The following is a 26,480-nucleotide window of genomic DNA, read 5'->3' on the forward strand; positions in this document are numbered from 1 at the left end:
TAATTTAAGTACGTAGGAATAATTATAACATCTATCAAATATTGTCGCAGGTGTGTGAAATGGTAAAAGTAAAAAGACCCGAAACATTCACAAATATCAATACTGGATTAAGCGATGAACAAGTACAAGCAAAAGTCACCGCTGGCTTGACTAATGTCCAAATCAAAAAACTTTCCCGCCCAATCCCCAAGATCTTGGCAGACAATTTATTCACTCTGTTCAACTTCATCAACTTAGTTATCGGGATCTTGATTTTTTTGACGGGTTCATATCGGAATCTATTCTTCCTCGGACCAGTCATCGCCAATATCATCATCGGAAGCTATCAAGAGATCCGTTCCAAGCTGACGGTCGATAAGATCAGTCTGGTCAACGAACAGGACTTCCCCGCCATCCGCCAAGGTAAGCAGCTCGACATCGCTATCGATGACTTAGTTGAAGATGACATCGTACTAGTCAAACGTGGCAATACGATCCCTGCAGACGGTATCGTGCGCTTTTCAAACGGTCTCCAAACTAACGAATCAAGTATCACTGGTGAGGCGGATACGATCGTCAAGACTATCGATGATGAAGTATACTCCGGTAGTTTCGTTGTCGCTGGGCAAGCCAAGATCCAGCTGACCCAAGTCGGTATGAATAGTTTCATATCGAAGCTATCCAAAGCCGTTGGTAAGGAAAAACGCAAGGTCAGTGTCCTAATGAAGATCATCAACAATATCATTAAGATTCTAACATATACTATCATTCCAGTTGGACTAATGTTGTTCTTCCGCTCTTATCTCAAGACGGGCGATTACTCGGCCTCAGTCTTGCGTACTTCGGCTTCTGTCATCGGGATGATCCCAGAGGGACTGGTGGTACTGACCTCGATCGCCTTAGCCACTGGTGCCTACAATCTATCTAAGAAAAACATCCTCGTTCGTTCACTCAGTGCCATCGAGACTCTAGCGAGAGTCGATACTCTGTGCCTAGATAAGACAGGGACGATCACGACTGGTAAGCTGACTGTCAAAGATACGCTTGCCTATAACGGATACAGTTCGAATCAAGTGCAGGCGATAGCGACAAGGATCGTAGAGGCCACTCAAGAGACCAATGCCACAGCACAGGCCATCAATAAACTAAAATCTCCAGCTACTGATGATCCAGTAGCCGAAGTCATCCCTTTCTCATCAGAGACCAAGTATTCCGGCTTCGTCAACGCAAGTGGCGTCAGATACATCATGGGCGCTCCTGAATTCATTATCAAAGACGCTGATACAAAGATAAACGATATCGTAAATACGGCAGCAGAGCAAGGATTTAGAGTCATAGCAATCCTCAAAGAAGTCAATGAAACACAAACCCTGATCGGACTACTCAAAATATCCGACGAAGTGCGCAAACAGGCTCCTAGTACCTTTTCCTACCTCAAAAATCAAGGTATCAACTTGAAGATCATCTCTGGTGATAATCCTGTCACTGTCGCTAACGTAGCCGCACAGGCTGGTATCGACACTGATAACAGCTATGTCGATATGAGTCAGGTCGACGAGACAAGCGATTACACAAAATTAGTAATGAAGTATCGTGTCTTCGGTCGTGTCCGTCCTAACCAAAAGGCTGACCTGATCAAAGCGATACAAAATAACAATCTGACAGTCGGAATGACTGGTGACGGTGTCAATGACGTTTTGGCCATGCGCCAATCAGATTGTAGTATCGCCATTGCTGGTGAGAGTGATGCCGCTGAGGCTACTGCCGACTTCGTCTTATTGAATCGTAACTTTGATTCGATGATCTTCATGCTCAATGAAGGACGTCGAGTGATCAACAACGTTGAGCGTGTTGCCTCACTGTATCTTATCAAGACGATCTATTCGGTCGTCTTATCGATCATGTTCATCATCCTCGGTACCGGCTATCCATTCGAGCCATCACAACTGACACCTGTCAACGCTCTAACTGTTGGTATTCCTACTTTTATATTAGCATTGGAACCTAACTACACCCCACCAGCAGGACGCTTCATGCGCAATGTTATGGAGATTGCCTTGCCATCGGCTATCGTCAATATACTAATGATCAGCATAATTTACTTCTTAGGTAATCACACCAAGCTTGAGTATCACACCACATCGACCCTATCCGTCTTCGCCATCGGTATCATCGGATACTGTGCGTTGATATCCATCAGTAATCCACTGATAGTCCGCAAGAAGGTCATGATCGGTATCTCATTCGCCCTATTCCTTCTAGCATTCATGTTCACTGACAAGGCGTTCGGATTACAGAGCATCTTGATCTGGCGATACAGCTTCATGTATCTAGCCGTCTTCTTGACCTCCTGGCCCCTCTTCATGTTCATGCGTGAAGTCCTCGGTCGCCGCGTCTTCAGTAAGATAAATTGGAAATAATCATTACATAATAAAAGGAGCTTCTTAATAGCAAATGTTATTAAGGGGCTCCTTTTGAGTTGACGATAATATTTAACCAATAGTGCCTTCCATTTCGTAACCGATCAAACGGTTCAACTCCACAGCATATTCCATTGGTAATTCCTTTGTAAATGGTTCCACAAATCCCATGATGATCATCTCCGTCGCCTTTGCTTCACTCAAGCCACGAGACATCAAGTAATACAGTTGTTCCTCTGAAACCTTAGAAACTTTCGCCTCATGTTCCATCGAAACATTACCATTGAGGATCTCGTTATATGGCACTGTATCAGAACTAGATTCTTCATCCATGATGATAGTGTCACACTCAACGTGTGCCTTCGAGCCATCAGAATTACGCTCGAATCTGACTGTACCACGATAATCGACCGCACCACCGTCCTTCGAGATCGACTTGGAAACAATCGACGAAGAAGTATTCTTAGCGTTGTGAATCATCCGAGCACCGGCATCCTGATCGACACCCTTACCAGCAACGGCGATCGACAACATCGTACCCTTAGCACCCTCACCATCGAGGTAGACGCTAGGGTATTTCATCGTGATCTTGGAGCCCAAGTTACCATCGACCCATTCGACGGTCGCATTCTCCATCGCTTGAGCACGCTTAGTTTCCAGACTGTAAACATTGTTCGACCAGTTTTGGATCGTCGTGTAACGGACATAGGCATCTTTTTGGGAATAAACCTCAACTACTGCCGCATGCAAACTATCACTGGAATAGTTAGGAGCAGTACAGCCCTCGACGTATTGGATACTTGCGCCTTCGTCTACGATGATCAAAGTACGTTCGAACTGTCCACTGTTTTCAGAATTCAATCTAAAGTATGACTGAATCGGGATATCCAACTTAACACCCTTAGGCACATAGATGAACGAACCACCAGACCAAACGGCGCTGTTCAAAGCCGCAAACTTGTTGTCATTCGGGTGAACTAGCTTACCGAACCACTTCTTGAACAAGTCTGGATATTCACGCAGAGCGGTGTCGGTATCCGTAAAAATGATACCAAACTTGGCAAACTCGTCACGCATGTTGTGATAAACAACTTCTGACTCGTACTGAGCTGAAGATCCAGCTAAGTATTGACGTTCAGCCTGAGGAACACCGAGACGATCGAAGGTATTCTTCAATTCTTCGGGGACATCGTCCCAATCACGATACTTCTTATCAGTAGCCTTCTGGTAGTAGCGCATATTCTTCAAGTCCAGATCAGATAGGTCGGGACCGAAAGGTGGCATGGGCATTTTTTTATAGATTTCATAACTTTTAAGACGAAAATCAAGCATCCACTGTGGTTCGTTCTTTTCCTTGGAAATAGCACGAACAACGTCTTCTGTTAAGCCTCTACCAGTTGAGAAAACTGGTTCGACATCATCATGGAAGCCAAAATCATAGTCATCATTCAAACCAAGATCTTGAACCGATGAGATTGCCTCTTCATTATTCTTAGTATTTTCTGTTTCTGGCATATTTTTCACTTCCTAATGATTATTTATTCAAAGCCTTATGCAAGGCCTTCCATGCTAGAGTCGCACATTTGATACGAGCTGGAAATTTAGATACGCCTTGTAAGGTAGCGGCATCTTCCAAAATATCAGTATCGACGTCATCACCGATGATCATATCTGAGAACGTCTGTACCATTGTTTCTGCTTGATCGGTCGTCTTACCAATAACTGCATCAGTCATCATGCTGGCGGAGGCTTGACTGATAGTACAGCCATAACCACTGAAGGCAGCGTCTGTGATCTTGCCATCTTCGACCTTCAAGTCCAGCTTCAAAACATCCCCACAAGTAGGGTTTTTCAGTTCAATATCATTGGTCTTATCGGATAATTCTCCATGATGATGAGGATTATCTGAATGATCCAAAATAACTTGTCTGTATAAATTATCCATCCTAGATAGTGCCATCTTTAAAGAACTCCTTTGTTGCAATGATTGCATTAACTAACTTATCAGCGTCTTCTAATGAATTATAGAAATAAAAACTAGCTCGTGCGGTTGCGGAAAGTCCTAAGTAAGTCATCAATGGTTGTGCACAATGGTGACCAGCACGAACTGCGACACCTTCCATATCTAAGCCAGTTGCCAAATCATGCGGGTGCAATCCCTCAAGATTGAACGAAATAACTGCCGTATGCTTCTTAGGATCCAATGGTCCATATACTTCTAATTCATCGATTGCTAGTAGCTTTGGTAACACGTAGCTAACGATCTCTTGTTCATAATCGGCGATCTTTTGCATGCCGATACCGTTCAAATAATCGATCGCATAGCCTAGTGAGATGGCTCCGGCAATATTAGGTGTCCCTGCTTCAAATTTCCATGGTAAGTCATTCCAGGTCGTCTCATACTTTTTGACGAATTCGATCATCTCGCCACCGTATTCAACTGGTGTCATTGCGTTGAGTAATTCTTCCTTACCGTAGAGCACGCCAATACCTGTTTCCGCAAGCATCTTGTGTCCCGAAAAGGCGAAGAAGTCACAGTCCAAGTCTTGAACGTCGATTGGCATGTGTGGTGTTGACTGTGCGCCATCAACTACCATGACTGCACCGTGTTCGTGGGCTAGTTGTGCCAGTTTCTTGACCGGTGTGATAACACCTAAGACATTAGAGACGTGAGCGACTGAAACAATCTTGGTCTTATCCGTGATAAGTTCCTCAGCTTGTTTCATATCCAACTCGCCGTCTTCAGTTAAGTTAATATATTTTAATTTTGCATTTTTTTTGATTGCTAATTGTTGCCAAGGAATCAAGTTACTGTGGTGTTCAAGGATCGAGATGACGATCTCATCACCTTCATGAACATTCTCTCCGTAGCTTTGGGCGATCATGTTCAGAGAATCAGTCGTCCCCTTGGTATAAATAATTTCTTTCGTAGACTTAGCGTTGATGAATGCTCGAATCTTCTCACGAGCAGCCTCAAACATCTCTGTGGAACGTTCAGCCAATGTATGCACACCACGATGAACGTTGGCATTATCATTGTAGTAGAACTTTTCCATCTGTTCGATGACTTGTTTGGGTTTTTGGGTAGTCGCCGCATTATCTAGATAGATCAAATCTTCATCGTTAACTTTTTGGTGGAGGATAGGAAAATTATTGTTGTCCATTGACTAACTTCCTTTCGATCATTTGTGTCAAACGATCACGTACTTCTTCTTCAGGTATCTCAGTAATGACACTACTCAAGAAGCCTCTAATAACTAGTCTTTGCGCCGTCTTCTCATCAATTCCACGGCTCATCAAGTAATACATTTGTTCCGCATTGACACGACCAACACTAGCCGCGTGTCCAGCTGTAACATCATTCTCATCGATCAGAAGGATCGGATTGGCATCACCACGAGCGTGTCTCGATAACATCAACACACGGCTCTCTTGCTGAGCGTCAGAACCACGAGCTCCTTTGACGATGTGTCCTACTCCATTGAAGGTCAGTGTAGAAGATTCTAGGATGACCCCGTGTTGTAAGATATGTCCGATCGTGTGACGACCGTAGTTGGTGACCTTGGTATCGATACCTTGGACTTGCTCGCCAGTCGTGATCGCTACGACCTTAGCTTCAGTATGTGAGCCGTCGCCGATCAAGTCAGTTCCGAAGTCACCGATGATATTACCGTCATTCATGAAGCCGATCGCCCAGTCGATACGAGCATTATTAGCGGTAATTCCCCGTCTACTTAGGTAACTAGTCGTCTGTGAGCTAAGTTGATCTAGGGCTGAATAGTGCACGCGTGAATCATCCCCAGCGATGACTTCCACAACGATATTAGCTTTATTTTCTTCTGCGTCCCCTTGCGAGATGAAGTTCTCAAGATACGTCACTTCTGCATCCGCTTCCGCCACTAACAAAACGTGTTGGTTGAAGTCGCGTTTGACGTTGTTGTCTTGAATAAACGAAGCTTGGATGGCCTTAGTTACCTTGACACCCTTAGGGATATAAATAAAAATCCCACCGTTCATCATGGCCGCATGAATCGCTGTTAATTTGTTTTCGTCAGGTTTGACGACTTTGGTCATATAATACTTCTGAACTAATTCTGGATAGTCTCTGAGTGCGGTAAAAATATCCGTTAGGATCACACCTTGATCCACTAATTCTGGTTGTAGATGGACTGCCAGAGTCTCACTACCCGATTGAACGATGTAGTTGTCGATCTCAGTGCTGTCATATTCAGTAATGCTATTATTTACGTCGAAGTCACTCGGACGATCTAGGCGCCAGCTACGATAGTTGATCTTCTCATAGCGTGGTAATGACAAGTCCGCTGACTTCTCTAAACTGTCAGTTCTAATTTTCGTGAACCAATCTGGTTCGTTATTTTTTTGAGAGAATTGAACGACATCGTCAGTATATTGGTCTGTTAAACTTGGTCGCATGTTCATTCCCCCTATATTTCATCTGTTAATTTAACATCTAGATTTAAATCATCACGAATACCAGCGTAACCTTCGTCTTCTAGCTTCTTAGCTAAGTCAGGGCCGCCACTTTGAACGATACGTCCGTCCATCATGATGTGTACTTGATCGGGAACGATGTAATTCAATAGACGTTGATAGTGAGTAATGATCAATGAACCGAAGTTGTCACCGCGCATGGAGTTAACTCCGCGTGAAACAACTTTCAAGGCATCGATATCTAGTCCCGAATCAATTTCGTCCAATAGTGCAAATTTAGGTTCGATCATCAATAATTGTAAAATCTCATTACGTTTTTTTTCACCACCGGAGAAGCCTTCATTCAAATATCTACCTGACATTTCATCAGTCATATCCAAAATATCTTGTTTCTCATCTAGTTTTTTGATGAATTCTCTGACTGGAATCTGGTCATCTTCACCACGTCGTGCATTGATAGCAGCACGCATGAATTCAATATTTGTGACACCGGGAATCTCGGCTGGATATTGCATAGCTAGGAACAAACCAGCACGGGCACGCTCGTCAACTGGTAGCTCCAAAATACTCTTACCGTCTAATAGAACATCACCCTGTGTAACTTTATAGGCAGAATTACCCATAATGGCTTGTGATAATGTTGATTTACCAGTTCCATTGGGACCCATGATAGCATGGATCTCACCAGTACTCATTGATAGGTTGACACCCTTCAAAATCTCTTGGCCTTTACCGTTTTCTTCATCTGTTACTGAAACATGTAGATCTTTGACTTCTAGTGTGGACATAATCTAACCTCCATTGTGATATCCTTATTATAGTATTTTATAGTCAGTTATTTAATACCTTTTAGATATAAAACTAACTTTGGATAGTAATATTCCTGAATTCGCTTACTATGTTGGTATATAAGGATTTTTAGCTTATTTCTTTTTATCTTTTTTTGCCTGATTTATAAAGCCTTATAAATATAAGCATTATGTTAAGTGTATCACTAAAGATACAAAAAAAAGCTAGGAATTATCCTAGCTTTTGGAATATTTATATAAATAAATAATTCCCATTGTATATATATAATTAAATCAATGATACGTCAGATGCTTTTACCCACTTGTTTGTGGCTACACGATACATCTTTTGTCCATCGATACGAGCGGCCTTGTCGATCTTCCAAGCGCTGTATGCGGAAAGTGCCTGATCATCGATCAATGCGCCTCTAGAATCGTAAATCTTAGTTAGCTCGCTGTCTGTCTGTGCAATCTTTGAAACTGGGATATAGACATAGACGTCACTAGCTTTGACATACTTGTTAGTAGCTACACGATAGTATTTTTCACCGTTGACATATAGCTTCTTATCAGTGATCCAGTCTGAACCAGCTGATAAGACGGTGTCATCGATCAAAGTACCCTTGCTAGTGTACATGTCAGTATATCCTGAATCAGGATATGTACCGACAGTACCCATGAAGTCAGACTTATTAGGAGTTACTTCGATCGACTTATTAGGATTGTCCTTATTGATAGTCATCTGCATGTCATCAGCGTTGATGAAGCTGTAACCATCCGGAGCTGTCAAGGTCACATCTTGACCATCAGCACCCTCACCAGTTGTGATACCGATAGTTCTACCAGTATCTTGGTCGAGGAATGTAATGACATAGCCAACGTTTGCCTTAGTTACGTATACGTTACGTGTGTAATTGTTATCTTTCAAAGTAAATCCACGATCAACCGCATTGGCGAGTTCATATCCATCTGGTGCTGTCAATGGAACGTAGTCACCATATGTACCAGTTGAAGTTACCGTGCCGACGTTTTTGTTATTGTTGTCTTTGTCGAGGAAGTTGACTGTGTATGATAGCGTGCTTGGTACTACTTCAACGTTCTTTGAGATAGGATTGTTTACAAAATCAGTTACCTCCTTCAAATCGTAAGTTGCATCTGAACTATTCTTTAACGTATAGCCTTCAGGTGCTGTGATTTTGATTGTTTTAGTATCTGCATCGGTAGAATCGTAAGTTCCCGTTTGAGTACCTACGGCATTACCAGCGGCATTTTTGAATGTGATGGTATAAGGAATGGCATTTGCTACATCAATATCAGCAGGATTAACTACTGTGACAGTCATTTCCTTGCTTTCCCATGTCATAGCTTTGCCAGTAGAAGTATCTTTGATTTCATTTCCATTAGCATCAATAGCTGTTGCAGTGTAAGTAACTTTCTTTTCGCCTGTTGCAGTATCTGATTCTTCTGAATTAGGAGTTGATGGAGTTCCTTCACCGCCTACCTCTGGTTCTTCTGTCCCACCAGTCGATGGTGTTTCTGGTTCTTCTGGATCAGTATTGATGGTACCCTTAGTTACAGTCACCTTATACTTCTGACCTAATGAATTAGTCAAGATATAAGGAGACTCAGCAGTAGCAAACGTGTCACCTTGAGCAATCTCTCGACCGTCTAACTCAGTAAAATCAGGTTCTGCGAAGACGTTCACGGTTCTATTAACAGCAGCACCTGTCGCATAATTATCCTTAGGAGTATAGCCGATAGTGTATGAACCAGCCTTTGTCATGTCAGTTGTTGGAACATCTGATGATAAACTGGCAGTATTCTTAACACCCTTGGCGTCTGTACCATTAGTGGTCTTAGCCGAGACATCCTTATCATTGATAGCTGTGAAGAAGTCGGCTTCTTTAGGAGCGGTTGCAGTCGTGAAATTCATAACTTGTGAGCTATTCGCAAACGTTACTGTGGGTTTAGCATAATCATACTGAACGTTAACGATCTTAGTCGTACTGTCATTAGTGAATGACACTTTAGTAGCGAATCCGAACTTATTGCTCTCAAGAACTGTCATCGGAACTTGTGTACTGTCAGTGCTAGAAGTTACGATGTTCAACTCATTAGCCAAGTCCGTGTTGTAATCTGCACCGGTCTTGTTGAAGATCGGGTTGACCGACATAGTCGTCCCGCTCTTCAAGTCAGAGAAGTTCACAGCGGTACCCTTAGCTACCTTGGTTGATGTTGTTGCTTCTGTCAAAGCGGATTTTACGTTAATTGCAGTCGCATCTTTTGCTTGAACTATTGAAGGACTAGCAGCTAGTATCGTACTTGATAAGATGATACTAGTGAGTGCTAGTGTTTTTATTTTACCCATAAAATGTTTCCCCCTGTTTCATTGATAATTTCATTTAAATAACTACATCTACATAATATCAACTTTGAACAAAAAAAGCTCCGATTTACGCAAAAATCAAGCTTTTTTTTTGTTCTTTATAATTTTTTAAATATTTCTAATAATAATCATTATTCAACACTCGAAGTTAGGGTCCAAGCAATCTTTCCTGTATAGGTACCTTCAGTTGTACTTGGTTGAACTTTTAATAAAATACCACTGTTATTGCCCCATGTCTTGGCGATATCCTTAGTTCTGCGTTCCTTAGTGATTGTAGTGTCTTCATCGATAAAGGTTGGAGAACTCATATCTGAGACCTTGTCATTAGTGACGTAGATCAGATTACCGTTCAGCTCCTGACCTGCAGAATTGACCATTTCAGAAGCCGTGGCTGTCAATTTCCAAGCTGAGTTGATACTGTCAACTGACAAGCCCCAATCACCACTACGGCGAACGATACGGTTTTCTTCATTATCTCGATTGATAGTTTGGAACTTATAGTCTTTTTCATTATTCAATGTGGCAGAACTATTGATGATATTCAAATTATAAGTTAAGGTATTCGACTTACGAGTTCCGTCATCAGCGTAGACCGTGACTGTATGCTTGCCTTCCGTCAAAGTATTAGCAGGGATAGTGTGCAAGAAGTCCTTATCAGTCAACGCTGCTTCAGTTGCCTTTCCACCGTCAAGTGACCAGTAGAGAGTTGCTCCAGGTTTAGTGATGTCATCGTCCCTGGCAGTACCATTCATATTAGCGTACTTGGCAGTACCAGCCATCTTAGTATCATCACTCAAGAGACCAGTGATATCTAGATTTTCTGATGAGAGAACTATCTTCTTGTAGTCTTCAACTGTGATATTAAAAGTTACGACATTAGATTTTCTACTATTAGCATCTTTAGCATAGATTTTGACCGTATGCTCACCTAGACCAAGTTCCGAAGCCTTATATGCCCATTTATAATCCGCTGTTGATTTATTTGCAATAGTTGATGACGTTGTGCTCATTACATCCCCATCATCCACCTGTGTATAGAATGTCAGATCATTCCCATCAAAAGTGGATTTTTTTTCGTAGCTGGCGGTCAAATCCAGTGCACCAGATTCGTTTAATTTTATGTGTGGCTCAGTAGTACTTGTTGGCGAAAGCTCTAAAACTTCATTGCTGATACGGAATTTTGGACTCATAACATCCTCAACATAGTAATCACTAGTATATGACGTATGCTCTGGATCAACTTCTACAGTCACTAGAGTGCCACTGTCCTCTATATCAGCCTTTCCGAATAATTGAATTTTAATTTTGGCATTAGTTTTAGATACACTTTCCAATTCAACGGTTAAGTGATTGTCACTCGTTATATCACTAGCTGGGATCGGGATGATTCGTTGACCGTCCCCTTCGCCGTAAACAATCTGACCAACATTGCCGTCAGCGTTGCTCTTAAAATCTACATGACTTGGTAAATTCATTTCGGTTGTGATATCACCTGTGCCGATAGTTCCTGACTTATAGTTCAAATCGTAGTCAAATCTCAAACTGTCGCCGTCACTGACGGTTGAGTTGGCGGTTTCAAATTCATTCAAGTCAAGGATATTGCGACCTTGAGTTTCATCGTACAAGCTCGTTGGTGCTTCCACTTCAGCCATTCCTGGCATAGTTTGCATGACGATGGCGTTAGTTGCTGAAGGGGTTTTCTCTTCATTGCCTGTGGCACTAGTGAATCCCCACATTGCCTTACCAGTACCGTTAGGGTCAATTTTGCTTATGTCAATCTTCTGATTTCTTCTTTGATCCCACTGATTATACGCTTTAATGGTTCCATCATAATCCTTATCATTAAAAATATAATTAATTGACGCTATCGTGCTGCCTTCTTTTGGTGGAGTATATTGAAAAGTAAAATGATGCCATGCGTTTTCTGTATTACCATGCCCTTTCTCATAACCAGCCATGATTATATTCGAAATTATAGGGTTATCGGGTGCCAGGTCACTAAAACGATTATGCACAAGCTTATACACTCTTCGAGATGAGAAGAGGGGATAGGAAACAGGCTCAACTTGATATGAACTACTATCACCTGGATAATTCCATGAAATATGTTGCCCCGCTGTCTTTTGACCAGAAACATTCTCGCTTATAGAATCTAATCCATTACTGATATTCGAAAACTCTATTTGCTCATTTTTGTACGTATCAAATTCTATTGCAAAACTATTCTGAATCGCTGATGCGGCAAAACCAGCAGTGTCATTGGGTGATGATGTAGGATTAGATCCCCCCCAAACACCCAAACTTTGACCCACTGAAGCGGAAGTACTATTACTACCAAACATAGGTACATTAGTAGTAGTAGAAATAGCCTCATTTTTTCTTTGGTCATTTTGAAGCACAAAAGCCATCCCATCACTCACCATAGAACTTTCCGATTCTTCCTTATCTGAGAGTTCACTTGTATTGCCTCCAAAATACATCCAAGCGGACAACGTTTGTGATTTCGTAAGATCAAATTGATTATAAGCATTGCCTTGGTCATCTAGACGTTTCCCCCAGATCGATCCTACTTGATTTTGTTTACCACTAGTCATTTGAATTATTTGACTAGGGTAGCTTGTTAATATGCTTTGTGAATTACTCATGGGTGAGGTGAAAGTTTTGTTTGATGAATCCTTTGTATAGGTTGTCGGCGATTCCATAAGCTTACTCAAATTAGTTATACCCTTTGGTGCAGCATTATATACTTGCTGAGTTGTAGGTACAGCAGCCTTAACAAACGTTCCAGCACGAAAGACTGAAGCGAACATCAACAACAATGTAAAAATCACGAAATAGACATATTTATTTCTCTTCATTGTAAATACCCCTTAAACACAATATTTATCTCTATTAGTTTTTATTTAAAATATTTTTAATTAATAATATCTTAAAATACCAGTTATAATACATTACGTATATAATTTTACATTAAAAAAAGTATTTTAAACTTCAATAAAAATAATTTTTTTTGTTCTAAAATGGCAAAATGACGATTTGTCAACCTAAATTACATGAACTTTGTTAAATTTTTATCAAAAAAAACGTTACGACAATAGAACTGGTCGTAACGCTTTTATACTTTCATCAACTCAATTATTCATCAACACTAGCGGTCAAGGTCCAAGAGATCGTTCCGGTATATCCACCCTCGGTCGTACTTGGTTGAACTTTTAACAAGATACCGTCATCATTCCCCCAAGCGCCAGCTATATCTTTGACTTCCGGCGTCTCGCTGGCGGTATCATCTTCATCTACTAAGACTGGGTTCTGTAATGAGTTCATTGTGTCACCACTTACAAAGATCAAGTTACCGACTAATGGTAAGTTAGTAGTTTTGTTGATCAGCCCGTCTGACTTCGCTGTCAGGCTCCAAGTTGAATTGAGACTTTCAACGGCTAGTTTCCAAGTTCCCGCTCTGTGAACTATCCGATTCATCTCCGAATCTTGATTGATAGTCTGGAATTCATACTCAGAATCATTTTCCAAAGTAGCTGAGCCATTGATCACCTTCACATTATAGGTCAGGGTATTTGACTTACGAACACCATCATCAGCGTATACTGTAACGACATGGTCACCTTCAGCCAGTGTCCCAGCAGGGATAGTATGCGTGAAGTCCTTAGTTGACAGCTTTTCTTGTATTTCCTCATCACCGTCAATCGACCAATGAAGATCTGCACTAGAGATGTCACTAGCAACACCATCGTCATCGTAATAGCTTGCGATCCCAGCCATGTTAGTATCATCACTCAACAATGACGTAATGACGGTATTATCAGACGAAAGAACGATTTTTTTGTAATCTTCAACGGTGATATTGAAGGTCAAAGTATTAGATTTTTTACCGCTCGAATCCTCGGCATAGATTTCTATGATATGTTTTCCGAGTCCTAACGTTGATGCATTGTATTCCAAACCATAATCATATGATTTTTCTGTGGCGCTCGTAGGTGAAGTTGCACTCATAACATCCCCACCATCCACCTGCGTGTAGAACGTCAGATCATTACCATCAAATTTAGAGCCTCTCTTATAACTAGCGGTTAAGGCTATTTTTCCATCAGTCTCATTTAACTTCGGATAGAGATCATGATTACTAGTTGATGCTAGCTGTAAAACTTCATTATTGATTTTGAAAGCCGGGCTCATAACATCTCCAACATAGTAATCACTAGTATAGGACGTGTGAGCTTCATCTACGTCTTGTTCCACCAAAGTATCGCTAATAGCTATATCGGCTTTGCCAAATAATTGGACTTTTATCTTGTCATTATATTTAGAAATACTATCTATTGTTAAGCTTAATTTGTTATCACTAGTTATTTCGCTAGCAGGGATCGGGACGGTTTTTTGGTCATCTCCCTCCCCATAAATGATTTTACCAATATTACCATCTTTATTTTTCTTGAAGTCGACATATTCAGGTAAATTAATATTCGCTGTAACATCACCAGTATCAATAGTTCCCGATGTATAATTCAAATCATAATCAAACCTTAAACTATCACCATCACTGACCGTTGAATTTGCCTTGGGATTTAAGACTATATCCAGAATATTACGATCTTGTGTTTCATCATACAAACTTGTAGAGGCATCAACTGTAGCCATCCCTGGCACGGTTTGCAGGATGATAGCATTGGTTGCTGGTGGAGCATCAGATTCGTCACCTGTAGAACTAGTGAATCCCCAAATAGCCTTGCCAGTACCTTTAGGATCGATCTTACTGATATCTAACGGCTGATTGACCCTATCGTCTAAATGATTCTCTGGTCTCACTGACCCATCGTAGTCTTTATCATCAAAAACATAATTTATTGTTGCTTGAGTACTGCCTGCTACTGGCGGCGTATATTCCAGCGTGAAATGATGCCATGCATGAGCTACGTCTACCATTGATTCATCGTATCCCGACATCGTGAGATTATTTATTATAGGATTCTCAATTGGTTTAGTGGGATTATCGATCATATACTGTTGTTTTACATTATGATGAAGCTGATAGAGATTGGTTATATTATTGTGAAAAGTGGCATATGCACTACTCTCTCCAGGATAATTGTATGCTATGTGTTCGCCATAGACGCTGTCAAAAACTCCCATTAATGTATCTAATCCATCATTGAACGAAATCTGATCGTTCACATTATTATTATTTGTATCAAATTCCATCGCAAAACTATGTTGAATTGCAGTTTTAGCAAAAAGTTCTACAGTCCACGGAGGAACAAGTACCGACCACCCCTGTCCACCCCATACTCCTAGCGTTTGACCTACTGAGGCGGTATTATCGGGAGTACCACCGATAGATTCATTAGTTGTAGAAATAGCATTTTCTTTTCTATCGTCATTCTGCAATACGAACGCCATCCCGTCGCTAACCATCATCTGCGTTGCATCCGTATCATTGTTCCTTATAGTATTACTACCGCCGAAATACAACCATGCAGATATAGTCTGCGGCTTGGTCAAGTCAAAGATGTTATAGTCATTACCATTATCATCTTTATACTTTCCCCAGATAGACCCCACCTGTCTTTTTCCCCCACTAGTCATTTGGATGATTTGACTAGGATATTGAGTCAATATACTTTGGGAATTTTTTAATATTGTATCGAGTCTGACACCATTCGAATCCGTTGTGTATTCAGTAGGGCTCACCATGATCTTACTTAAGTTAGATATCCCTATAGGCGGATCTTGATAGACTTCCTCAGTCGTAGGAACGGTCTCAGCTTTAATAAGCGTACCGGTGCTAATCACAGAAACAAAAAATAATAGCATCATAAAAAAAATCAAATAAACATGTTTACTCTTTTTTTTCATGTGATCACCTCCCTGAAAATAACACTTTAAAATCACACCAAAAGAGTATATTTTTAATTTTATTCTACATCATTCATTACGTTGTTTTATTTCATAATAAGGTCTATTTTTTCTTAAAAACTGGAAAGTTGTTATTTTGTCAACTAAAAAGCAAAAAAATACTTTTGATTTTTATCAAATAAGTCGAAAAAGGCACTATGACATGAAAGTCATAGTGCCCTTTGTATTATACTTTTTTGTCTGCTCCGACACTGGCGGTCAGAGTCCAAGAGATGGTGCCGGTATATCCACCCTCACTCGTACTTGGCTGAACTTTTAATAAAATACCATTGTTCTCACCCCAAGTGCCAGCTATATCCTTGATTCTCGATTCCATACTGATGGTTTCATCTTCATCTACCAAGACTGGGTTTTGTAAGGAATTAGTCGTGCTACCAGCTACATAGATCAGTTCACCAATCAACGGAAGATGAGTGGAGTTGTTGATCAGTCCGTCTGACTTCGCTGTCAATCTCCATGCGGAATGGCGACTTTTGACTGCCAATTTCCAAGTCCCAGCTCTGTGAACGATGCGGTTGATTGCTGAGATTCGATTGATAGTTTGGAATCCATAGTCTGGGTCATTTTCCAACGTCACAGAGCCATTTGTTACTGTCACCCGATAGGTCAGCGGATTTGACTTGCGAATCCTATCATCGGCATACACGGTGACAGTATGTTGACCTTTATCAAGTATCCCCGCTCTGATCGTGTGAACAAACTGCATCTCATTCAGTGGCTCACTAGTTTCAGAGCCACCATCGATCGACCAGTGCAGTTTGATATCCGAAGTCGCAGTACTGCCGTCGCTATAACTAGCTACACCTGCCATCTTAGTATCCTCACTTAACAATGAAGTGATATCAGTATTGTCCGACGTGAGCGACAATTCTTTGTGGTCCTTTACTATGATATGAAATGTCAGCGGATTTGACTTCTCACTATTAGAATCCATAGCATATATCTTCACCGTGTGTTCTCCCAATCCCAAGACCGAAGCGTCATATAACCAATGATAAATTTTGTGCGTATCGCCACTAACAGTCGATGAAGTCACATGTGTGACTGGTTTATCGTCTATTTGAGTGTAAAATGTCAGTCCTTGGTTATCAAAAATCGAACCTTTCTTATAACTAGTAGTTAGGTTGATTTGACCGGATTTGTTTAAGTTTACAGTCTGATCAATTTTGTCGGTAGACGACAATAGTAACGAGTCATTGCTGAGATAAAAATCAGGAGTCATCACGTCAGACACATAGTGTGAACTAGTATATGAGGTATGTGCGGGCTTGACTAAGTAAGTTACTAATTTATCACTGGCATACTCGATTGTAGCCTTGCCGTACACCTGAATCTTCACCACACTGTCATAGGAGTTTAGACCATCTAGTGTCACATGGAGTTGATCGCCACGCAGATTACTGGTAGGAATGGCGACTGTCTTCTGATTAGCACCCTCGCCATAAATTATCCGCCCAGCATTACCATCATGACTACTAAAATCGACATTACTTGGTAGTTCGATCACACTATGAATCTTACCAGTACCGCCAATCCCTGAACGATAATTCAATGAATAATCATATCTCAAATCATCACCAACAATGGCATCAGAACGTTTTTGAGAATTAGTCCCTAAACTAAATATCGGACGACCTTGCGTCTCATTATATATACTGGTATGTGTTTCAACATCGGCTACTGATGAAGCCGATTCCAGGACGACAGCATTTACAGCAGACTTATTTTTATCATCCTTATCGGTACTACTGGTAAATCCCCAACGAGCTTTTTTATTATTGGGATAGTCGAGATTAGTCAAGTCGATCATGATATTCTTCTTCGACACCCTCCAATTATTCGGAGTTCCATCGTACTTTTTGTCGTCAAAGAAATAACTCATCTCGGCTGTATTGGCATTACCAACCGGTGGTGTGTACTGGAAAGTAAAGTGATGCCATGCGTGTGCTACGTTTTCTTCCCAACTATGGCGAAAACCTGCCATTACTTGATTATTAATGACGTCTCTGTGAACAATTTCATAGAAATAATAAGTCTCATTTACATCTCTAAAATAAGTTCCAACCTGTTTAGCAGGATCCGCAGCTACTAACTTATTACAGGCTGGATAGCCCCAAGCGATGTGCTGACCTGATGCAGAACTGAAGCCTTTATATTTAAAAGCATCAAAACTATCGTCAGCACTCACGGTAAACAGGCCCGGTTTATCAACATTAGCGACCGTGTCGAATTCCACCGCAAGGCTATTTTGAATTGCACCTTTCGCAAAATCTTCAACGTTATTTGGTGTATATCCTCCTGAAATACCCGCCCAGACGCCCAAACTCTGACCACCAACCGCCGCTGCAAATTTTTTTTGCATTATATTCTTTCTACGAGTATATGTAGAAATAGCCTGCGTGCCTCGAGGATCATTTTGCAATACGAATGCCATCCCTGAACCAACAGTATTAGCGTCTATATTTTTGCTGCCGGAACCAAAATAAAGCCATGCAGAAATCGTCTGTGGCTTCGTCAAATCAAAATAGTTATAGTCGTTTTTGGCAGTCTTCGGGTTCATCATCCTACCCCAAATAGAAGACACCTCATTAGCCCCCCCATCGGTCATCTGAATGATGTTGGTCTTACCATCGATTCCGCCATATTGATACGAGACACTGTTGGCTACTGATTCCGAAAAATAATTAGTATTATTGTAACTAATACTACGTTCAAAGTAATCGCCAAAATCCATCCCGTGTGGCGCACCAGTGTATACTTCACTCTTACTGGGAGCTGCAGCTCGAACACTCGTGACAGTCCCGACATGTAAAAAAGAAGCGATGACTAACAGAAACAAACTAAATACAAAGGACCTGTTATTTCCTATCCTCATGCTCTCCCCCATATTCATAAAAGTAAAATCTATTTCTATTTAATTATATAACATTATAATGATTTAAAATTGATTTTTAAGATAAAAATATAATAATATCAACTTAAAATTTATTAAATAATGACAATTAGTGCTTGATTGTGGCTGTGAATACTTGATGGAAATATACACATCCTATCAATACAAAAAAACCACTAACCAGTTCCATTTAAAACACGTCATTAATGCCCTGCAAAAACTGTGATCAACCATCTAAAAGGCAAAAAAAAGAAGCTATTGTATAAGCTTCTTTATGATTATTTTAATTATTGACTGACACTTGACGTAAGAGTCCAAGCAATCTTTCCTGTATAACTACCTGCGCTAGAACTTGGTTGTACTCGTAGTAGAATACCACTATCCGAGTTCCATTTACCCGCAATATCGGTAACTTTAGATTCCTTGCTTACCGTAGTATCCTTATCTATCAAAACCGAACTAGACATGGAGTTCATCTGACCGTCTGACACATAGACCAAATCTCCTATCAAAGGTAGGTTAGTCACACTATTGATCAAGCCGCTTGACTTAGCTGTCAAACTCCAAGCCGCATTAGTGCTATCGACAGCTAATTTCCAACTTCCCGATCGATGTACGATCCGATTGGTTTCTTCATCTTTGTTGATGTTTTGAAATTTATAATCAGTTCCGTTATCTAGTGTTGCTGAACTGTTTATTACCTTCACATGATAAGTCAACGTATTCGATTTACGAGTGCCATCATCAGCGTAAACCGTCACAGTATGATCACCTTCAGTAAGTTTGGCATCTTCAGCTTTTATGGAGTGGGTGAAGTTAACACTCGATACACTTTCACTAGTTTCAGCTCCGTCATCAATCACCCAGTGCATCGTTACACCAGAAACTGTCACAATGCTTTTATCATCATAACTTAGATTACCAGACATATTAGTATCTTCATTTAACAACGATGTAATAGAAGTGTTGGCAGATGAAAGAACTAATTTCTTGTAATCAATTACAGTGATCGTATATTTCAAAGGTTCAGATTTCCTACCCTTGGTATCTGTCGCGTAGATTTCTACTGTATGTTCACCCAAGCCTAACGCAGACCCGTCATATCCCCAACTGTAATCACTATTTGGTTTTCCAGAAACCGTAGGCGAGTTTGCTTCTTTCGTGTCACCGCCATCTACCTTCGTATAAAATGTCAGATCACTTCCATCAAAAGTAGATCCTTTTGCATAACTAGCAATCAAATTAAGCTGGCCTGTTTGATTCAAACTTACCGTTGAACGATCGGTGGTGGCATCAGCCAACTTTAGTTGCAATGATTCATTACTAATGTTGAATTCTGGACTCATAACGTCGGCTGTATAGTGAGAACTAGTGTAAGAAGTATGAGCCTGGTTCACTTTGACCGTGGAGAGTGTGTCAGAGTCGTCAATAGTAGCCGTACCGTATAATTGAATCTTAGCTGTATCATTATCGTCAGTTAGACTATTCAAGGTCAAATTAAGCTTATTATCACTAATGTCACTAGCGGGAATTGCGACCGTCGTCTCATTTGCTCCCTCACCATAAACGATCCTTCCAACATTGCCATCTGAATTTTTACTGAAATCAACATGATCTGGTAGATTGATGACAGTACTGATCTGACCGGTACCACTCAAACCTGATAAATAATTCAAGGAGTAGTCAAATCTCAAACTATCCTTATTGCTAACAGTAGAATTGGCATCCGGATTTGAATCCAAATCAAGAATCTGACGATTTTGAGTCTCATCGTACAGGCTAGTAGGTGCATCCACATCGGCTAGTGCTGGCATCGACTGCATGACGATGGCATTTACAGCTGAATTAGCTGCCGTACTACCAGTACTACTGGTGAATCCCCAACGAGCTTTTTTGGTAGATGGATAACCCAACTGGGTTAGGTCAATTGCAATGTCTTTTTTTGAGTCCCAAAGATGACTTGGTCTGACTGTTCCATCGTAGTCTTTATCATCAAAAATATAACTCATTTTAGCAGTATTACTGCCATCTGTTGGTGGAGTGTACTTAAATGTAAAATGATGCCATGAATGCGCTACATCAGTGGTTGATTTATCGTCATAACCAGCCATTACTAAGTTTTTTATAACATTCTTATGAGTCATCTGATAGTAGTAAAAAGTGCCATTTACAGCATAAAAATACGTCCCTATTGGGTTGGCAGAATTAGCCGTTGATGGAGTAGTATCTCCAGGGTAACCCCAAGCGATATGCTGCCCTAGCGCTACTGTAACATCATTGTATTCGTAACCATCGAACGAATCATTGACCGGATTATTTAATAAACTATTTCCCGGAACGCTAGTATTGGGAACAGTGTCAAATTCAACCGCAATACTTTTTTGAATAGCTCCAGCTGCAAGGTCTTTAACGTTACCCGGTGTGTATGCACCCGAGATACCAGCCCAAACACCTAAACTCTGTCCAGTTGCAGCACCAGAATCTTTGGATTGAAGTAATCCTGCTGGATGAGTGTAATACGAAATGGCTTGTGTTCCTCGAGGGTCATTTTGCAACACGAATGCCATACCTTCCCCAATGGTATTTTTTTCCGCGTTATCTGTACCCGGACCAAAATAAAGCCATGCAGAAATAGTCTGTGGCTTAGTTAAGTCAAAGTAGTTATAATCATCATCGCCTGTTGTAGGATCAGTTAGCCGACCCCAGACAGACGAAACTTCATTTGCTCTGCCATCAGTCATCTGTATGATAGGCGTCTTGCCATCTGTACCGCCGGACTGATATGAGACACTATTTTTTACCGAAGTAATAAAGTAACTTTTATTATTATAACTGGCGTCATTCTGAAAGTAATCACCGAGATCTATACCACGTGGTGCGCCAGTATAAACTTGACTCGTAGTAGGTGCAGCTGCGTGAACGTTTGCTGGAGATTCAGTAAACAAAGCAAATATTAGTGCAAAAATAAAAGCCCCAAGAATAAATATACTATAATAACTTCTCCTCATGATATTTCCCCTCACCAAAAACAAAAGAATAATTATTGATAATTATATACCTATATAATTATTAATTAATTCATTTTTTGAAAAGAGAATTAACAGAAACTAAGCGGGAGTAAATGCTAAGCACATCATAATTTCTTAAAAGACAAAAAAATCCATGAATCAGATTACTCCAATTCATGAATTTTTATTTTTATTATTTGATCAAAGTATATGAATCTCTCACATCAAACAGTGAGCTAGTGGATTCGTCCATCTCAGTCATTTTGATCGAGTCGCCTAACAAACCAGTAACAGAAACGATCTTCAACTTATCAAATCGACATTCTTCTGGAATAACAATTGAATCCGTAACTACGATTTCTTTTAGTTCAGAGTTTTGTAAGTCCTTTGCGGCTGTCTTAGAAAAGATCGGGTGTGTGGCAGCGGCGTAAACAGCAGTTGCTCCAGCTTCTTTCAAAGCTTCGGCACTATTTATCATTCTTGTACCAGTATCAATCAAGTCGTCTACAATGACACATTCTTTGCCTTCAACATCACCGATAATATCAGGGATGACTGCGTCTTCTTCAGTTGCTCTCTGGTCTACGATAGCGATTTGTGAGCCGAATTCTTCAGCTAAGGAACGAGCACGCTTAGTTGAATTGTGATCAGGTGCAACGAATACGACATTGTCGTGATCTTCCATCTTATCCATGAAGTATCTGGCGAAGATAGGCATTGCCCGCAAGTGATCTACGGGAATATCGAAGAAACCTTGAATTTGATCGGCATGCATATCGAGTGCAATAACACGATCTACCTTACCCATCTCTAACATATTCGCAAACAACTTAGCAGAAATAGGTTCACGAGCACGTGATTTTCTGTCTGAACGTGTATAAGCAAAGTAAGGTAGTACACAGATGATCTGCTTGGTACTTGCACGTCTTAGGGCATCAACCGCAATCATCAATTCCATAAAATTATCGTTAACTGGATCTGACACTGAATGGATGATATAAACATCTTTTCCACGAATACTTTCGTTGATTTGAATGTTTATTTCTCCATCCGCAAAGTGAGAAACAGCTGCGTCCAACAAGGGAACTCCCATGTATTCAGAAATCCTCTTGGCTAATGGCTTATTACCATTTAAAGAAAGTAATGCAATTTTATCTAATGATGTATTAGACATATCTGGTTTGTCCTCCAAAAAATTATATTAATACTGGTCGATCAATGGGTCTACTCTCGTCAGCGATCACAAGTCCCATGTCATTATCCGTCATAACACGTGACCTGTTGCGTACGGCTGATTGCGAAACGATCGTAAACTTATAGTTCAATTTTACACTTAATTGAAGATAATTATCCAGTATATACGAGTCAATTTTACCATTTAGATACAAACGATACTGCGGATATTTCTCCATGACGCTTTTGACAGTTTTTAAATTAGCCTCATTCTTAAGCTGAGCAATGGTTAGAGCGATTCCGACCCGCTCCGCAAAATTACCTAAAAACTTATTTTTTTCGTCTGGTTTTAATTGTGGCTTGCCAAATATATTTTTCTTAATGTAATCTTCGACATTAGTCATTGAATTCTACCTTTCGAGCTTATATTTATTCATTACTCCATATGATAACGGTATAATAGGAATAAAGAAAGGATGTGTTATCTATGGACGAAATGGTATTCTTCAATCCCGGTGATGCGATCGCCAACTCAAAGGACTTCGGCGAGGCAGTTCGTGGTGCTCAAATCTACAAATCAAAAGATCCTTATGAATCATCCTTGATAATTGCTGAAGATGTCTCTGACAAGAAGAGCTTTGCAGTATACTTTGCCAAAGATGAGAAGTCAGACTACAAGCATTCGGACAAGAGTATTATCCCCTATCACCTCAAGAAAAAAATCTAGACTTTCAATAACGTAATAAATAATAATGCTGCTATCGTTTGAACGCTTCCGACAGCCAGACCGTAGGCCAAGAACTTAGGACCTTCCTTCAGGAACTTCGCTAAGTCTAGACGTAATCCAATCGCTGCCAAAGCAATTGTTTCGAACCAAGTACTAATAAAATGAGCACTGTCACCGAAGACGACTGGAACTGAGACGGTGCTGTTAATAATACAAATAATCAAGAATGCCAATACGTACCACGGAATAGGCATTCTTTTTTTAGTACTTTGACCAAACTTTTTATTAGTAGCTGAATGGCTAACTTTTTTCTCAAAGAAAAATACCACGGCTACCAACATGATAATACGAGTTATCTTGAACAACATGGCATATTGAACCGTCTGTGGACTGATCAAGCTAGCACCAGCAACTACTTGTCCAACTGATTGCAAAGTTCCACCTAATAGCGCACTCTTACTCAATAAGTCATCCCCGAAGACGGCTAATCCCAAGAATGGCAGTGTCAGCATCATGACCGTTCCTAATAAATTAACTAAAGTAATGATCTGACCTTTTTCCTCATCGTCAGCACCGATAGCTGGAGCGATCGCACCGATGGCAGAAGAACCGCAGACGGCATTTCCCCCAGCCATCATCAATGACATTGTCTCGCTAAAACCTAGCTTGCGTCCGATAGTATAAGCTGAAATAATAACAGTAGTCATCATAAACACAATAAATATCAAACCTTGAATCCCCATTTCAGCGATCGTCTGAAAAGTAACGGTAAAACCTAACAGCACCACTGAATACTCCAATAACTTACTCTCAGAAAACTTCGTCCCAATAGCCAACTCTGGCTGCTTGAAAAAAGTATTTCCCAAAGCTATTCCTAACAAAATCGCGATCGTGGCTCCACCTAAACTTGGTAACCAAATCGCGCCGACCTTGGCGATGATCGCTACAATGATTGATAATCCCAAACCTGGCAAGGTTGCAATGATCTTTTGCATTCCTGTAGCCTTACTAGTTTCTAAATCCATGAATGAACCTCCTAAACATTATCTACATATTATATCTGGAGATTTACAATTAACTTATTCAATAATTCAATAGTTTCTATTAATAATTATAATAGGAGTTGATCACAATACTAAAATTACTGGAAACCTTCAAAACAGTTTATGAGACTAAGAGTTTTTCTAGGGCCTCTAAAATCCTATTCATCTCACAACCAACCGTCTCCTCCCAAATCATGCAGTTGGAGCGCGAGTTACATACGATCTTGTTCATCCGCAATGGGAGACAAAAAATAATCCCTACTCCACAAGCTGATCTACTATACAAAAAAGCTGGTGAATTACTCACCAGCTGGGAAGATATTCGTCAAGAATTACGACGTGATTCTGACAAAAAAATAAAATGTAATATTGGTGCTTCACACACCTTTGCGATTTACCTACTGCCGACTATCTTGCCAAAACTATATCGCAAGTTTCCCAATATCCACTTCTCGATCAGAATGATGAATTCCATGGAAGTCCTGAATAACTTAGAAACTAACAGTCTAGACTTTGGCTTCATCGAAAAACCATTAGCAGCCAGTAACATCAATCGGACGGCCCTGTGTGAAGATCAATTAGTGCTAGTCGATAATGGCGATCCTTGGTTGATTCGTGAACCTGCCTCTGGTGTCTACTACTACACCAAGCAATATCTCGAAGAGAACAATATCACCGAATCCAAACTAGAAGTACGTAACAATGAGATGATCGTTCGATTGTTGAATCAGGATTTCGGGAAGTCGATCATCTCACAACGTGCCGCTGAAAATCTGGATTACCAAATGTTAAACGGTAAGTACAAACGAAACTTTTATTTGATGCAACCGGACAACCATCACTTCGACGACATCGACAAGTGTATTGATTATACTATCAAGACTTGTAAAGTTCTCTTCGACTGATCAATTGATATTTTCTTGATCATCCCGATCTGATTGCGAATCTCTGATTGTTCGATATACGCGCCAGTTAGCGACGCCGACATCTCGAACATTCTCCATTGCAAATTTTTTAGTAATACTGTCTTTTCTAGAGACGTAGTGATACAGAGGCAAATTATCCAAGTAAAACTTCTGAGCAACCGTCGCATATTCAACATTGAAGACTTGGTCTTCCATCAGATCCAGATCAGTCTGGAACTTGAGATCGTTATCTTTGATCAATCGACGGCGATAGACTTTGTTCCACGTGTAACCCATGACCGTGCCGTTGATCTTGACTATCTGTCTGATAGCTTCGTCCCTATCCACAAATGAAAATTGACGCTTGTTACTCTTGGACTTACTCTTGCCATTTCCTGTATCATTAAAAAAACCACAAGTAGCTAAATCAACATCGTGGTTTTCAAAAACTTCTAAAAAGAAATTCACATATTCTGGTTCTAACCAATCATCGCCATCGATAAACGTGACGAGATTGCCAGAAATGTGACTTAGGCCAGTGTTTCTAGCTGCTGAAACACCTTGATTCTCATCGTGAGGATAGACTGTGATCCAGTCGTACTCATCAGCATAGCTTGTAATAATATCCATTGTATTATCGGTTGAATGATCATCAACGATCGTCAAATCAAAGTTGTCATTAGTCTGGTCGATCAATGAATCCAGAGCCGATACTACGTAGTCGGCAACATTATATGTTGTCATAATTATTGAAAGTTTATTTTCTACCATTAAATCA

At 40.5% G+C, this 26,480-nt stretch carries 17 protein-coding genes; 3 read left to right on the top strand and 14 right to left on the bottom strand.

Annotation, left to right across the window (positions count from 1 at the left end):
- The first annotated feature begins 59 nt into the window (after window positions 1–59).
- Entirely contained in the window at window positions 60–2,399 is a 2,340-nt protein-coding gene (locus tag AC27FM_RS07410) for an HAD-IC family P-type ATPase (protein ID WP_487087095.1), read from the top strand.
- A gap of 72 nt (window positions 2,400–2,471) precedes the next feature.
- Here the strand turns inward: AC27FM_RS07410 and sufB are convergent, their stop codons facing one another.
- From sufB to AC27FM_RS07470, 12 genes are all read right to left on the bottom strand, one after another.
- A complete protein-coding gene (gene sufB / locus AC27FM_RS07415; RefSeq protein WP_487087096.1) occupies window positions 2,472–3,914 on the bottom strand; it encodes a Fe-S cluster assembly protein SufB in 1,443 nt (480 codons plus the stop codon).
- 19 nt (window positions 3,915–3,933) lie between these two features.
- A complete protein-coding gene (gene sufU / locus AC27FM_RS07420) occupies window positions 3,934–4,359 on the bottom strand; it encodes a Fe-S cluster assembly sulfur transfer protein SufU (protein ID WP_487087097.1) in 426 nt (141 codons plus the stop codon).
- Window positions 4,346–5,563: a cysteine desulfurase gene (locus tag AC27FM_RS07425; RefSeq protein WP_487087098.1), complete on the bottom strand. Its 1,218-nt coding sequence runs from the start codon at window positions 5,561–5,563 to the stop codon at window positions 4,346–4,348. The genes sufU and AC27FM_RS07425 overlap by 14 nt, the downstream gene beginning before the upstream one ends.
- On the bottom strand, window positions 5,550–6,833 hold the full coding sequence (gene sufD / locus AC27FM_RS07430; RefSeq protein ID WP_487087099.1) for a Fe-S cluster assembly protein SufD: 1,284 nt from the start codon (window positions 6,831–6,833) through the stop codon (window positions 5,550–5,552). The genes AC27FM_RS07425 and sufD overlap by 14 nt, the downstream gene beginning before the upstream one ends.
- Before the next feature lie 11 nt (window positions 6,834–6,844).
- Window positions 6,845–7,639 (bottom strand): Fe-S cluster assembly ATPase SufC, encoded by a 795-nt coding sequence (gene sufC, locus AC27FM_RS07435; protein WP_487087100.1) that lies wholly within the window; start codon window positions 7,637–7,639, stop codon window positions 6,845–6,847.
- A 289-nt stretch (window positions 7,640–7,928) separates the two neighbouring features.
- A complete protein-coding gene (locus AC27FM_RS07440) occupies window positions 7,929–10,007 on the bottom strand; it encodes an SLAP domain-containing protein (RefSeq protein WP_487087101.1) in 2,079 nt (692 codons plus the stop codon).
- A gap of 149 nt (window positions 10,008–10,156) precedes the next feature.
- Entirely contained in the window at window positions 10,157–12,883 is a 2,727-nt protein-coding gene (locus tag AC27FM_RS07445) for a hypothetical protein (protein WP_487087102.1), read from the bottom strand.
- Window positions 12,884–13,160: 277 nt separating this feature from the next.
- Window positions 13,161–15,893, bottom strand: a complete 2,733-nt coding sequence (locus tag AC27FM_RS07450) for an L-type lectin family protein (RefSeq protein WP_487087103.1) — start codon at window positions 15,891–15,893, stop codon at window positions 13,161–13,163.
- Between the two features lie 226 nt (window positions 15,894–16,119).
- Window positions 16,120–18,828, bottom strand: coding sequence for an L-type lectin family protein (locus tag AC27FM_RS07455; protein ID WP_487087104.1), 2,709 nt, complete (start codon window positions 18,826–18,828; stop codon window positions 16,120–16,122).
- 305 nt (window positions 18,829–19,133) lie between these two features.
- On the bottom strand, window positions 19,134–21,854 hold the full coding sequence (locus AC27FM_RS07460; RefSeq protein ID WP_487087105.1) for an L-type lectin family protein: 2,721 nt from the start codon (window positions 21,852–21,854) through the stop codon (window positions 19,134–19,136).
- A gap of 193 nt (window positions 21,855–22,047) precedes the next feature.
- Entirely contained in the window at window positions 22,048–23,028 is a 981-nt protein-coding gene (locus tag AC27FM_RS07465) for a ribose-phosphate diphosphokinase (protein ID WP_487087106.1), read from the bottom strand.
- A 22-nt stretch (window positions 23,029–23,050) separates the two neighbouring features.
- On the bottom strand, window positions 23,051–23,431 hold the full coding sequence (locus tag AC27FM_RS07470) for a YueI family protein (RefSeq protein WP_487087107.1): 381 nt from the start codon (window positions 23,429–23,431) through the stop codon (window positions 23,051–23,053).
- 83 nt (window positions 23,432–23,514) lie between these two features.
- On the opposite strand from AC27FM_RS07470, the gene AC27FM_RS07475 reads away from it, so the two are divergent.
- A complete protein-coding gene (locus tag AC27FM_RS07475) occupies window positions 23,515–23,754 on the top strand; it encodes a hypothetical protein (RefSeq protein WP_487087108.1) in 240 nt (79 codons plus the stop codon).
- Here the strand turns inward: AC27FM_RS07475 and AC27FM_RS07480 are convergent.
- Window positions 23,751–24,779 (bottom strand): YeiH family protein, encoded by a 1,029-nt coding sequence (locus AC27FM_RS07480; protein WP_487087109.1) that lies wholly within the window; start codon window positions 24,777–24,779, stop codon window positions 23,751–23,753. The two genes, AC27FM_RS07475 and AC27FM_RS07480, sit on opposite strands and share 4 nt — an antisense overlap.
- A gap of 98 nt (window positions 24,780–24,877) precedes the next feature.
- Here AC27FM_RS07480 and AC27FM_RS07485 point away from each other — a divergent pair, with 98 nt between their 5' ends.
- Window positions 24,878–25,702 (top strand): LysR substrate-binding domain-containing protein, encoded by an 825-nt coding sequence (locus tag AC27FM_RS07485; RefSeq protein ID WP_487087110.1) that lies wholly within the window; start codon window positions 24,878–24,880, stop codon window positions 25,700–25,702.
- On the opposite strand, the gene AC27FM_RS07490 is transcribed toward AC27FM_RS07485, so the two are convergent.
- A complete protein-coding gene (locus tag AC27FM_RS07490; RefSeq protein ID WP_487087111.1) occupies window positions 25,703–26,473 on the bottom strand; it encodes a glycosyltransferase family 2 protein in 771 nt (256 codons plus the stop codon). It lies immediately after the preceding gene.
- Between the last annotated feature and the right edge of the window lie 7 nt (window positions 26,474–26,480).

The organism is Companilactobacillus sp. y65-5 (assembly GCF_057541095.1).